This is a genomic window from Nocardioides sp. (genome assembly GCF_035481145.1).
Lineage (GTDB): Bacteria > Actinomycetota > Actinomycetes > Propionibacteriales > Nocardioidaceae > Nocardioides.
This window is the reverse complement of sequence record NZ_DATIHB010000187.1, coordinates 20,364-31,503: the sequence shown is the minus strand read 5'-3', so window position 1 is coordinate 31,503 and position 11,140 is coordinate 20,364. Positions and strand designations below refer to the sequence as shown.

Annotated in this window: 18 protein-coding genes and 1 pseudogene; 11 read left to right on the top strand and 8 right to left on the bottom strand. The window is 70.2% G+C overall.

Features of this window, described 5'->3' with window-relative positions:
- The coding region (locus VLF38_RS15245; protein WP_325272090.1) for a GTP-binding protein at window positions 1–542 on the bottom strand (542 nt) is incomplete at its 3' end.
- Window positions 539–793: a type B 50S ribosomal protein L31 gene (locus tag VLF38_RS15240; RefSeq protein WP_325272089.1), complete on the bottom strand. Its 255-nt coding sequence runs from the start codon at window positions 791–793 to the stop codon at window positions 539–541. The genes VLF38_RS15240 and VLF38_RS15245, both read right to left, overlap by 4 nt.
- Window positions 794–852: 59 nt before the next feature.
- Here VLF38_RS15240 and rpmB point away from each other — a divergent pair, with 59 nt between their 5' ends.
- Genes rpmB through rpsN form a run of 3 tightly spaced genes read left to right on the top strand, consistent with a single transcriptional unit; the run spans window position 853 to window position 1,564 of the window.
- Entirely contained in the window at window positions 853–1,089 is a 237-nt protein-coding gene (gene rpmB / locus VLF38_RS15235) for a 50S ribosomal protein L28 (protein ID WP_325272088.1), read from the top strand.
- Complete coding sequence (rpmG, locus tag VLF38_RS15230; protein WP_107701268.1) at window positions 1,089–1,259, top strand: 50S ribosomal protein L33; 171 nt, start codon at window positions 1,089–1,091, stop codon at window positions 1,257–1,259. The genes rpmB and rpmG overlap by 1 nt, the downstream gene beginning before the upstream one ends.
- A complete protein-coding gene (gene rpsN / locus VLF38_RS15225; RefSeq protein WP_325272087.1) occupies window positions 1,259–1,564 on the top strand; it encodes a 30S ribosomal protein S14 in 306 nt (101 codons plus the stop codon). The genes rpmG and rpsN overlap by 1 nt, the downstream gene beginning before the upstream one ends.
- A gap of 145 nt (window positions 1,565–1,709) precedes the next feature.
- Here the strand turns inward: rpsN and VLF38_RS15220 are convergent, their stop codons facing one another.
- Window positions 1,710–1,985: an HU family DNA-binding protein gene (locus tag VLF38_RS15220; RefSeq protein WP_325272086.1), complete on the bottom strand. Its 276-nt coding sequence runs from the start codon at window positions 1,983–1,985 to the stop codon at window positions 1,710–1,712.
- 37 nt (window positions 1,986–2,022) lie between these two features.
- On the opposite strand from VLF38_RS15220, the gene VLF38_RS15215 reads away from it, so the two are divergent.
- Together VLF38_RS15215 and VLF38_RS15210 are read left to right on the top strand one after the other, a co-directional pair.
- Entirely contained in the window at window positions 2,023–3,015 is a 993-nt protein-coding gene (locus VLF38_RS15215; RefSeq protein WP_325272085.1) for a permease, read from the top strand.
- Complete coding sequence (locus VLF38_RS15210) at window positions 3,003–3,701, top strand: TIGR03943 family putative permease subunit (RefSeq protein ID WP_325272084.1); 699 nt, start codon at window positions 3,003–3,005, stop codon at window positions 3,699–3,701. Before VLF38_RS15215 ends, VLF38_RS15210 begins: the two co-directional genes overlap by 13 nt.
- A gap of 24 nt (window positions 3,702–3,725) precedes the next feature.
- On the opposite strand, the gene bfr is transcribed toward VLF38_RS15210, so the two are convergent.
- Both bfr and VLF38_RS15200 read right to left on the bottom strand, forming a co-directional pair.
- The gene (gene bfr / locus VLF38_RS15205) at window positions 3,726–4,217 is read right to left on the bottom strand and encodes a bacterioferritin (protein ID WP_325272083.1); all 492 of its coding nucleotides are present in this window, start codon (window positions 4,215–4,217) and stop codon (window positions 3,726–3,728) included.
- A 117-nt stretch (window positions 4,218–4,334) separates the two neighbouring features.
- Entirely contained in the window at window positions 4,335–4,538 is a 204-nt protein-coding gene (locus VLF38_RS15200; protein WP_325272082.1) for a (2Fe-2S)-binding protein, read from the bottom strand.
- A 176-nt stretch (window positions 4,539–4,714) separates the two neighbouring features.
- Here VLF38_RS15200 and VLF38_RS15195 point away from each other — a divergent pair, with 176 nt between their 5' ends.
- Window positions 4,715–5,107, top strand: coding sequence for a hypothetical protein (locus VLF38_RS15195; protein WP_325272081.1), 393 nt, complete (start codon window positions 4,715–4,717; stop codon window positions 5,105–5,107).
- Between the two features lie 76 nt (window positions 5,108–5,183).
- On the opposite strand, the gene VLF38_RS15190 is transcribed toward VLF38_RS15195, so the two are convergent.
- The 3 genes from VLF38_RS15190 to VLF38_RS15180 are packed head-to-tail and all read right to left on the bottom strand — an operon-like array spanning window position 5,184 to window position 7,137.
- Window positions 5,184–5,624, bottom strand: coding sequence for a DUF4383 domain-containing protein (locus tag VLF38_RS15190; protein WP_325272080.1), 441 nt, complete (start codon window positions 5,622–5,624; stop codon window positions 5,184–5,186).
- A gap of 57 nt (window positions 5,625–5,681) precedes the next feature.
- A complete protein-coding gene (locus tag VLF38_RS15185) occupies window positions 5,682–6,632 on the bottom strand; it encodes a succinylglutamate desuccinylase/aspartoacylase family protein (protein WP_325272079.1) in 951 nt (316 codons plus the stop codon).
- Window positions 6,622–7,137 carry an ATP-dependent zinc protease gene (locus VLF38_RS15180; protein WP_325272078.1) on the bottom strand — a complete coding sequence of 172 codons (516 nt, stop codon included), beginning with the start codon at window positions 7,135–7,137 and terminating at the stop codon, window positions 6,622–6,624. The genes VLF38_RS15185 and VLF38_RS15180 overlap by 11 nt, the downstream gene beginning before the upstream one ends.
- A 26-nt stretch (window positions 7,138–7,163) precedes the next feature.
- On the opposite strand from VLF38_RS15180, the pseudogene VLF38_RS15175 reads away from it, so the two are divergent.
- From VLF38_RS15175 to VLF38_RS15160, 5 genes and pseudogenes are all read left to right on the top strand, one after another.
- A pseudogene (locus tag VLF38_RS15175) lies at window positions 7,164–8,024 on the top strand (ATP-grasp domain-containing protein); the annotation flags it as partial.
- Between the two features lie 63 nt (window positions 8,025–8,087).
- Window positions 8,088–8,354 (top strand): TrkA C-terminal domain-containing protein, encoded by a 267-nt coding sequence (locus VLF38_RS17330; protein WP_349255587.1) that lies wholly within the window; start codon window positions 8,088–8,090, stop codon window positions 8,352–8,354.
- 102 nt (window positions 8,355–8,456) lie between these two features.
- A complete protein-coding gene (locus tag VLF38_RS15170; RefSeq protein WP_325272076.1) occupies window positions 8,457–8,744 on the top strand; it encodes a LysR family transcriptional regulator in 288 nt (95 codons plus the stop codon).
- A 136-nt stretch (window positions 8,745–8,880) separates the two neighbouring features.
- Entirely contained in the window at window positions 8,881–10,380 is a 1,500-nt protein-coding gene (locus VLF38_RS15165) for a hypothetical protein (protein ID WP_325272075.1), read from the top strand.
- Window positions 10,377–11,114 carry an ABC transporter ATP-binding protein gene (locus VLF38_RS15160; RefSeq protein WP_325272074.1) on the top strand — a complete coding sequence of 246 codons (738 nt, stop codon included), beginning with the start codon at window positions 10,377–10,379 and terminating at the stop codon, window positions 11,112–11,114. Before VLF38_RS15165 ends, VLF38_RS15160 begins: the two co-directional genes overlap by 4 nt.
- The last annotated feature ends 26 nt before the right edge of the window (window positions 11,115–11,140 follow it).

Sequence of the window (11,140 nt, the reverse complement as noted above, 5' to 3'; positions counted from 1 at the left end):
CCCGCCGGCTCGATGGTGTCGGTCAGCACGACCAGCTCGGCGAACTCCACCTGGGCACAGGCGACCTCGCCCATGCCGCGGGTGTCGTCCTCAGCGCTGTGCCGCCCGACCTCACGCAGCAGGGTGTCGCCGAGGAGGTCAGCGGTGACGCTGCTGCCGTCGAGGGCGCAGATCGTGCTCGCGATCCGGAAGTGGCGCGCCATGCGGGTGTCGTAGTGGACCACCGCGCAGACCTGGTCGGCCTCCGCGCCGACCGGGAGGTGGGCGATGACCGACTTCCACCGGCCGTCGCGCGCGCAGCGCTCGATGGTGGGCACGATGTCCTCGCGGATCGCGCAGGTGACGCAGGCGTGCTCGAGCTCGATCTCCTCGCGCTCCAGGACGCCGGAGATGTCGCTCACGACACGGGTGAGTACCTGCCGGACCGGGTCGATCGCGTGGTGGATCGCCACGGCGTTCGGCAGGTCCCACTGCAGGCCGACTGCGACCGCCGCCATCGGAGCCGGGTCGACCCCGGTCACCAGGACGACCGGCGTCCTCACGACGTGATCCCGTAGCGCCGGTTGAACGCCTCGACGCGACCCTCGGTGTCCATCACCTTCGCCGTGCCGGTCCAGAACGGATGGCTGTCGCTGGTGACGTCGACGTCGACCACCGGGTAGGTCACCCCGTCGAGGTCGACGGTCTTCTCGATGGACCGCTCCGCGAGCGTCGAGCGGGTCAGGAAGAGCTTGCCGGTCCCGCGGTCGCGGAAGGCGACCGGACCGTACGTCGGGTGGATGCCGGGCTTCATGATGCTGGACTCCTGTGTCAGAATGAGAATCGTTTTCATCATGACAAAAGGAGCAAGCGATGTCACGTCGGTGCCAGGTCACCGGACGGGAACCCGGGTTCGGCCACCACGTCTCCCATTCCCACCGCCGCACCAAGCGACGGTTCGACCCCAACGTCCAGCGCAAGACCTACTGGGTGCCCAGCCTCGGCCGGAAGGTCACGCTGCGCGTCAGCACGCGCGGCATCAAGGTGATCGATGCGCGCGGGATCGACGCCGTCGTCGCCCGCCTCCAGCGCGAGGGAGTGAGGCTCTGATGGCTTCGAAGGGAAGTGACGTCCGCCCGATCGTGAAGCTCCGCTCGACTGCGGGCACGGGCTACACCTACGTCACGAAGAAGAACCGGCGCAACGATCCCGACCGGCTGGTGCTGCGCAAGTACGACCCCAGGATCCGCCGGCACGTCGACTTCCGGGAGGAGCGCTGATGGCGAAGAAGAGCAAGATCGCCGCGGAGCAGAGGCGTCGCGCAATCGTCCAGCAGTACGCCGAGCGCCGCGAGGCCCTGCGCTTCCTGGTCCGCACGCTCCCGGCCGGCTCGATCGAGCAGCAGGCTGCGATCCGCCGGCTGGCCGCGCTCCCCCGCGACTCCTCGCCGGTGCGGCTGCGCAACCGCGACCAGGTCGACGGGCGCCCGCGCGGCTTCCTCCGCAAGGCGGGCGTCTCCCGGATCCGGTTCCGCGAGATGGCGCACCGCGGCGAGCTGCCCGGGATCACGAAGTCGAGCTGGTAGTCGCCACCGTGGCGACAGGGACGGCGACAGCGACGCCGACCGCCCCGTGCACGACTGAGCCCCCGACACGCCGGCATCCCGGCGTGTCGGGGGCTCTCCGCGTCAGCGCCGGCCGCCCGGCCCAACGACAGCGGCGCCCCGCGCGTCAGCGGGCCACGCGCTCCTTGAACGCCGAGGCCGGCTTGAAGGCAGGGGCCACGCTCGCAGCGATGGCGAGCTCCTCGCCCGTCCGCGGGTTGCGACCGGTGCGGGCCGAGCGCTCCCGCGACTCGAAGGTGCCGAAGCCGGGCAGCTGCACCCGCTCGCCGGCGGCGACGGCCGCGACGATCGCCTCGAGGGTTGACTGCACAGCCGCGCCCGCCTCCTTCTGGCTCAGGCCCGCCTCACGGGCTACGGTCTCGATCAGTTCGACACGGTTCATGGTGCTCCTCAGGATGGGAATCATTCTCACCTAGAGTATGCACACCTCGCACCGCGCGCCGTACCCAGGGGGAGCCATCACCGACGCACTACGCCGACAGCAGCCGCTGCTGATCCTCGGCGTCCTCCTGGCCGCCTGGGCGCTCCAGTCGCAGGCGATCCGCTGGACCGACACCCCCGCGATGCGCACCTGGGCGACCGTCTTCGTCGCGATCATCGTGCAGGCGCTGCCCTTCCTCGTCGGCGGCGTCCTGCTCGCGGCCTCGATCTCGAGCCTCCTCTCGGACCGCGTGCTCCGGCGGGTCGTCCCCCGCAACCCCGTGCTCGCCGTGCCGGTGGCCGGACTGGCCGGGGTCGCACTCCCCGGCTGCGAGTGCGCCTCGGTGCCGGTCGGCGGCGGGATGATGCGCCGCGGCGTCACCCCGGCGGCAGCACTCACGTTCGTCCTGGCCGCGCCCGCGGTCAACCCGGTGGTGCTGGTCACCACCGCCGTCGCGTTCCCCGGGGAGCCGGCGATGGTGCTGGCCCGCTTCCTCGCCTCGCTGGCCGTCGCTGTCGGCGTCGGCTGGATCTGGGTCGCTGTCGGCGGCCGGTTGCCGATGCGCGAGCAACGCGCGCCGCACCAGGCACACGGCCTGCGCGGCTTCCTCCTCACCGCCCAGCACGACCTCGTGCACACCGGTGGCTTCCTCGTCCTCGGCGCGATGGTCGCCGCGTCGGTCAACATCTTCCTGCCGACCGCCTGGCTCGACGCGGTTGCCGACCGGCTCTGGCTCTCGGTGCTGGCACTCGCGATCTTCGCCTTCGTCATCGCGATGTGCTCGGAGGCGGACGCCTTCGTCGCCGCGAGCATGGCCGGCTTCTCCCCCATCGCCCAGCTGGTCTTCATGGTCGTGGGCCCAGCCGCCGACGTGAAGCTGAGCCTGCTCCACGCGGGCCAGTTCGGCCGCGCCTTCGCCCTGCGCTTCGTGCCGCTCACGTTCGCGGTGGCCGTCGGGTCCGCCGTCCTCGTCGGGTGGTGGCTGCTGTGACCCGGGCTGCCCAGGCGGTGATGCTGAGCGTCCTCGGCATCCTCATGCTCCGCATCGGCCTGACCGACGAGCACCTCCGCTACGTCCAGCCCTGGATGCGCTGGGGCGTCCTGGCCACCGGCGCGCTGCTCCTGCTCTTCTCTCTGGCCTACCTGTGGGCCGACGACGAGCAGGAGCAGCACGGGCACCACGACGGGCACCCGGTGCCGCTCTCGGCCTGGCTCCTGCTCGCCCCGAGCCTCGTCGTGGCGCTCGTCGCTCCCCAGGCACTCGGCGAGTACGTCGCGGAGCGCCGCGCCAACGTCACCCCGGCCGCACCGATCGCGTACTTCGAGCCGCTCCCGGCAGCGGACCCGCTCCCGATGAAGGTCAGCGACTTCGTCAGCCGCGCCCAGCTCGACACCGAGCAGGCCCTCACGGGTCGCACGGTCACGCTGACCGGCTTCGTCACCCGGGAGGGCGACGCGTGGCACGTCACCCGGATCGGCATCAACTGCTGTGCCGCCGACGCGCTGGCGTGGAAGGTCGAGGTCGCCGGCGCCGATGCACCCGCTGAGCGCTCGTGGGTCCGGGTGACCGGTCAGTGGCGCGCCGTGACGCCCGACCCGACCGCGTCGCCGCCGACACCGATCGTCGAGGCGGCGTCCGTCACGTCGATGGAGGCACCGCGCAACCAGTACGAGTGACTCGCTCGGCTCTGCTGCTGTCCCTCAGCCCTCGGGGCCGGCACCCGCCGCGATGTGCTGAGCGAGGTAGGCCTGGACGCCGACGCGTTCGATCGCGTCGAGCTGGCTCTCGAAGAAGTCGGCGTGCTTCTCCTCATCGCGGACCATCTCCTCGAAGACGGCCGCCGTGCCGTGGTCACCGAGCTCGTGACACTCCTTAGCCGCTGCATTGAACTGCGCGACCGCTGCCTTCTCGCTGGCCAGGGCCAGCGACAACATCTCCTCGGCGTCCTCGCCGACCGTGATCGCGCCCAGCTTCTGGAGGTTGGGGTGACCGTCGAAGAGGAGGATCCGATTGATCAGGTCGTCGGCGTCGCGCATCTCATCGATGGAGAGGTCGTAGAAGACCTTGCCGAGCTTGCTGAAGCCCCAGTTGTCGAGCATCCGGGCGTGCAGGAAGTAGGTGTTGGTGACGGTGAGCTCGAAGGTGAGCGCATCGTTGAGGAGCTCGGGGATGCGAGGGCTGACGGGTTGCACGATGACCTCCGGGGAGTACGACGGGCTTCCATCGAGGGTCGCACCGCCACCCCCTGCTTAGTCCAGACTCAGTCGCCAGATCCCGGGGGCGCTTCGGCCACGTCACGGGGCCGTGGTCTAGCTGGCCGCGCCGTCGGCCTCGAGGAGCGCGGCGTCCTCCGCGTGGTGGGCGCAGACCAGCGCCTTGACCGTGAACACGCACGACCCGCAGTCGGTGCCGGCACCGGTCGCCCGGCAGACCGCCGAGACCGAGCGGGCGCCGTCGCTGAGGGCGGCGCGCACGTCACGGTCACTGACAACCTTGCAGTGGCAGACGATCACGGCGGGCTCCTTCCCTCGCCACCATTGTTAGGGAAGCCTTACCTATTTGTCCATGCGGACTGGGTCACGTGGGGAATTGCACCCGCCGAACCGCGTCACCGTTGCGTCGCTACGCCGTTTCTCCTCACGAGTGGCCAGTTCGGTAGCCGGCCAACCCACCCCCGGAAGGCAGGCCCATGAGCACCACGGTCGCAGCACCCGCCATGGACGTCACCGTCTCGTCGCTCGTACGCCGCTCGGTCGCGGACGTCGCGCGCCACGCGGCCGACCCCGCCACGGCCGAGGCCTGGCTGCCGCACGTCCTCGGGCGCAAGCTCCCCCTCGGGTTCGAGCTGGTCTCGTTCGAACCCGCGGTCGGCATGGTGCTGCGCAGTAGTCAGGGCCCGGTCGCGCTCGAGGCGACGTACACCTGGGAGCCCACGGGCGCGTGGACGAAGCTGACCCTGCGCCAGACCGGCGATGCCCCGATCGTGGGTCTCGCCGCTCCCCTCATCGAGAAGGCGGCCGCCAAGGCGATGGCGCGGACGCTCGCCCGCGTGGTCGAGCTGATCGAGCACCGCGCGGCCTGAGCCGCGCACGCCAAACTGTCAGGCTGACAGTTTCGCCGCGGCTGACCATTCCGCTGTGTCAGCCCAGCCGAAAGTGTCAGGCTGACAGCTTGGCCGGGCGGTTGAGCAGGAGCCCGAGCAGCACCATCCCCACGCCGAGCACGACGTGCAGGACGTCGTCGGCGTCGTTGAGCGGCAGGAAGTTGGCCTGGTCGTGTGCGCCGACCAGCAATCCGTAGAGGAAGACCACCAGGTAGAGCGCACCGCCACCGACCAGATAGCCCCGCGCGCCCGCCGCCGTGCGCGCCAGCACGAAGCCGGCGACCGCGAAGCCCAGGTGGACCAGGTTGTGCAGCACCGAGACCTGGAAGAGGCCCAGCAGCATCGCTCCGGACTCGTGGCCGGCGAACTGGAGGTCACTGAAGTCGGTCGTGACACCGGGGATGAAGCCGGCGACGCCGACGATTCCGAAGACGAGCGCCACCACCGCAGCGCTGGCCTGCAAGGGCGAGGCGTCGTACCTGACCTGCGTGTCCATCACACACTCCTCTCGAGACGGGTCCCCCAGAGGTACCCGTGCCGCAGGAGCGGATGCCTAGTTGGCGATGTGCACGATGGCGTCGCCGGCGTTGACGATCGGGGCCCGGGTGAGGCCGATCACGACACCCGTGCGGTCGGCGTGGACGAGCCGCACGCGGCGGCCGAGGGTGTCGGAGAGCCCGCCGAGCCGCTGGCCCTCACGGACCTCCGCACCGAGGTCGACCTCGAGGTGCAGGATGCCGGTGCCGCGGGCGCGCACCCACCCGCTCGAGCGGCACTCCTCGACGTACGGCGGCTCGATCAGCTCGGGCCTCAGGTCGATCATGTCGAGGTGGACGAGCACGCGGCGGACGCCCTCGACGCCGATGCGGATCGGGGGTTCGTCGAAGCGCATCGCCATGCCCGCCTCGAAGAGCAGGACACGAGCGCCGACATCGAGGCCGGCCTGGCGCAGCGAGCCGTCGCGGAGCTTCGCGTGGAGCATCACCGGCGCTCCGAAGGCCATGGCGAGCCTGCGCGTCACCGGGTCGTCGAGGTCGGCGCGGATCTGCGGGTAGTTGTCGCGCTTGTCGGCGGCGGTGTGCAGGTCGATGCCGAGCTCGCACTTCGCGACGACCTCGTCCATGAAGAGCCGCGCGATCCGGGAGGCCAGCGAGCCACGAGCCGAGCCCGGGAACATCCGGTTGAGGTCGCGACGGTCCGGCAGGTAGCGGTCGCCGTTCATGAAGCCGAGCACGTTGACGACCGGCACGAAGACGACCGTGCCGCGCAGCGCCTTCGGGTCGAGGTCGGTCATCACGCGCCGGATGATCTCGACGCCGAGGACCTCGTCACCGTGGATCGCGGCGTTGACCCAGATGACCGGTCCGGGCTCCTTGCCGTGGACCACGTGCACCGGCAGGGAGGCATCGCCGCCCGTCACCAGCCGGGTGATCGGCAGCTCGACCGACTTCGCCGAGCCCGCCCGGACGCGGACGTTGCCGATCGCGAAGGACTCACGCGCCATCGGTCGCCACCTGCGTGTGCGGCGGGACACCCCGGTTCTTCCGGCGTACGACGCGGCGGGGCCGGCCGCCGACGTACGAGCGGGAGGAGTCGACCGCGAACCCCTGGCACAGCGCCTGTCGGCCGATGAGGAACCGGAAGCCCATCTCGTCGCGCCGGCTCAGGGTGACCTCGGCGGTGACCGTGCGCCCCAGCAGGCGGATCTCCATGAGCACGACGTAGCGCTCCTCGGCGTGACCGGACGAGCTGCGGACGATGCGCCGGTCGTGCACGGGCAGCTCCACCTCGACGGCATCCTCGGCGCTGCGCTGCCAGGGGTGGATCGAGAAGCGGACCCACTCCGCGCCGTCGCGCTCGAAGGCCTCGAGGTCGAAGGCGTGGACGGCGGAGGAACGCGCGCCGGTGTCGAGCTTCGCCTTGGTCCAAGGGACCCCGAGGTCGGGCAGGCTGACCCACTCACGCCAGCCCGCCGTCTCCGGAGGTCTGGTTGGATGGGTGGCGGTCACGGCCCCCATCCAAGCAGAGGCACACGGTGAAGCTCGCGATTCTCTCCCGCGCCCCGCGGTCCTACAGCACGCAGCGCCTCCGCTCCGCTGCGCTCAACCGGGGGCACGAGGTGAAGGTCCTCAACACCCTCCGCTTCGGCATCGACCTGGCCGGCGACGAGCCCGACCTGCAGTTCCGCGGCAAGCCGCTCTCCGACTACGACGCGGTGCTGCCGCGCATCGGCAACTCGATCACCTACTACGGCACCGCGGTGGTGCGCCAGTTCGAGCAGATGGACGTCTACACGCCCAACACCGCGGCCGGCATCTCCAACTCCCGCGACAAGCTGCGCGCCACCCAGATCCTCTCCCGCCACAACATCGGCATGCCGGCGACGACCTTCGTCCGCGACCGCGCCGACGTGATCCCGGCGATCGAGCGCGTCGGCGGGGCACCGGTCGTCATCAAGCTGCTCGAGGGCACGCAGGGCATCGGCGTCATCCTCGCTCCGGAGATCAAGGTCGCCGAGGCGATCATCGAGACCCTCCAGAGCACCCGGCAGAACGTCCTCATCCAGCGGTTCGTCAAGGAGTCGAAGGGACGCGACATCCGCGCCCTCGTCGTGGGCGACCGCGTGGTCGCGGCCATGCGGCGTACGGCGAAGGGTGACGAGTTCCGCTCCAACGTCCACCGCGGCGGCTCGGTCGAGAAGGTCGCGCTGGACCCGGAGTTCGAGCGGGTGGCCGTGCGCGCAGCGCAGATCATGGGGCTCAAGGTCGCCGGCGTCGACATGCTCGAGGGGGCCGAGGGGCCGCTGGTCATGGAGGTCAACTCCTCCCCCGGCCTCGAGGGCATCGAGGCAGCCACCAACCTCGACGTCGCCGGCGCGATCATCGACTACATCGACAACCAGGTCGCCTTCCCGCACATCGACGTCCGCGAGCGACTCGCCGTCTCCACGGGCTACGGCGTGGCCGAGATCGTCGTGCACGGTGACGGATCGTTCATCGGCAAGACCCTGGCCCAGTCCGGTCTGCGCGAGCGTGACATCACCGTCCTCACCCTGCACCGCGGCACGTCCGTGATCCCGAACCCCAACGCACGCAACGTGCTCGAGGCCGACGACCGGTTGCTCTGCTTCGGCAGGCTTGAGGAGATGCGCGGCATGATCCCGGACCGCAAGACCCGCAAGGCCAAGGTCAAGAAGCTCCCGAAGCACCCCCTCGACGAGGGCTGACCTTGTTGGGTACACATACCCATTCCACGGACGTGCCGCGCTGCTAGCGTCGCCTGCAGCCAACGCGCATCGGGAGCGCTGGAACGGGGATGGATGTGACGGATGGACCTGCGCCTGGTTCGCGCCTTCGTGGCGATTGCACACGAAGGATCCATCAGCGGTGCAGCGAGGCAGCTGGGCTACTCGCAACCGGCCATCACGCAACAGCTCAAGGATCTCGAGCACCTGGTCGGACGGCGCCTGTTCGACCGTAGTTCGACTGCGGTGACGCTCACCTCTGCGGGGCGAGATCGCCTTGCCCTGGCCGAGCTCATGCTGGTTCTCGAACGCCGCCTCCTCCTCGGCCTCGAGCCTGCCCGGAAGGCATCCCGTGTCGGCGCGCCGAGGTAGCCCCGCGGCCGCGGGTTCCCAACCTGCCTCCTCCACCCAGGTACTGGCCCTGTCCCAGGCGTTCGCCTGGCGCGGGGCGCGTCGTGTCCTCCTCGAGCTCGGCCTCCGTCGACTCGACAAGGGACGGGTCGTGGTCATGCTCCTGACTCTGGTGCTCGCGCTCGAGAGTCTCGCCGCATCGGCCGGCTGGGTCCTCCGGCACCAGCTGACACCGACCGACAGGTCGCTGTTCATCGCGGGTGCCCTGGGTGTCGCCCTCGTGTGTCCGTGGTTCTTCGGATCGCTCGGGGCACACCGGTTGGCTGCACTCAGCGTGGATCCTTCGCACGAGCTGGTGCGACGCTCGCTCCGCTCCGAGGGTTCACTCATGCTCGCGAAGCTCGTGCTCCCGGCGCTTGTGTCGATCCTGGCTGCGCACCTCGTCCTGCTCACCATCGGCACGGCGGCGGGCTGGCTCACCTGGCCGACGGGGCTCCACGTCCTCCTGGCGCTCGCCTCCTACACCGCCGTGGTGGTCACGATCCGCGTCAGCAGCATAGCCGTGCGGACCTGGATCAGCTCACGTGTCCGTCGGGGCCGGAGCGGCCTCGCGGGTCGCACGGTTCTCTCGGTCGCCCAGGTCGCCGGTGCGTTCGGAGCACCGCACGTGCTGGTTCGGCTCCGTGACTCCCGGGACTGGCCCGCTGTCGGCGAGGCCCTGGGCCACCTCGAGTCGGCGACCCGGGCTCCCGCTGCCCTCGCCCTCCAGCTGGCGCTGCTCGTCGTGTCCCTGGCACTCGCCAGCCGGATTCCACGGATGTTGGACGCAGCGACCTCGGCCTTGAACCACGAGAACGGGCAGGTCGATGCGCTGATGGCGCGCGCCTCGGCTCTCCACCTGATGGAGCCCGGCCTGACACCGCGGACCGCGCTGAGCCGCGTGGCGTGGGCACGCCTCAGACGCGCCGGGGGACCACTCACAGCGCCGGCTCTCGGGAGCATCACGTTCGGGCTGGTCATGGCTGCGCTCGTGCTCGGGTTGCAGGGCTCGGGGCTGCTCTTTCCCTCGGGCGACCGGTCGGGCGTGACCGCGATCCACGGCCTGTCCCTGAGTGTCGTCATCCTGCTGGCGATCGAGATGTCCAGCGCGGGCATCGTCCGGTTCACCTCGCCCGATGCTGATCGCACGGCCATGGACCTGATCTGGCGGATCCCCGGCGCATACGACGCCGCGGTCCGCGCGAAGGCCGCTCAGCACGCCGTGCTGGTCGGCATCCCACTCGTCGCGTTGGTGGCTCTCGTCGTGGTGTTTCCGCAGGGCTGGACGCTGCCGACCTCCTCCGCGAGCCTTCTCGTCGGGCTCATGCTCACGATGAGCGTCGTCGAGCACGTCGGAGCCGCTGCCATCCACCCGCGCCGCGACTGGGCAACGATCGAGGAGATCGGCCAGCACCCGCGAGCGAAGGTGTGGAGCCTCGGCCTGACGTTCGGCGCGATGATCGTCGTCGCTCCGCTGGCGACGGCGCTGCACATGACCCTGGACAGGACGCTCACGTCGGGAGCACTGACGGCGCTGGCCCTGGTGGCCGGAGCAGTGGCCCTCGCCACCGTCGGTGCGCCACGACTGACGTCACTCGTGGTGAGGAGATGGCAATGACGAACGCGCTGGTGATGAAGGACCTCTGGGTCCAGCGGACCGGGCGGGACACCCTCTGCGGTGTCACCGCAGAACTGCGGGACGGTGAAGTCGTCGTCCTGGCGGGGCCCAACGGCGCCGGCAAGACCACGCTCCTCTCGGTGCTGGCGGGGCTGTGCCCGATCTCCAGCGGGACCGTTGCCGTCGCTGGAGGAGCGCCGACGAGCGATGTCGCCCGGCGCGCCTCGGGGTTTCTCCCCTCTGCGCCGCCCCTCTACGACTACCTCACGGTGAGCGAGCACCTCGACCTCATGCAAACACTGTGGGGAATCGATCAGCCCGACCTCGTCGGCGAGCGGATCGAGCGCTTCGACCTAGGTTCCCTTCTCGACCGGCCAGCGGCGCACCTGTCGCTCGGCCAGCGGCAACGCGTGGGACTGGCGCTCATCACCATGCACGAGCCCCGCATCCTGCTCATGGACGAGCCGTTCAACGGCCTGGACGCGGAATCCGCGGCGATCCTCCGGAGCGAGATCGGCGTGCGAGCCGAGGCGGGTTGCTGCGTCGTGGTCGCCACGCACGACATCGCCGCGCTCGACCGGCTCGCGACCCGGGTGCTCTTCCTCCACGAGGGCAAGCTCGTCGACGACCGGGCAGTCGAAGGCGCGGCGGCGACACAGGTCGTCGACAGCATCCAGGCGCAGCGCGAGCGAGCGGCCATCACACTTTCTGATGGATCAGGATCTCCGATGTGAGTCAGCACCCGGATCAGCGCGCTGCG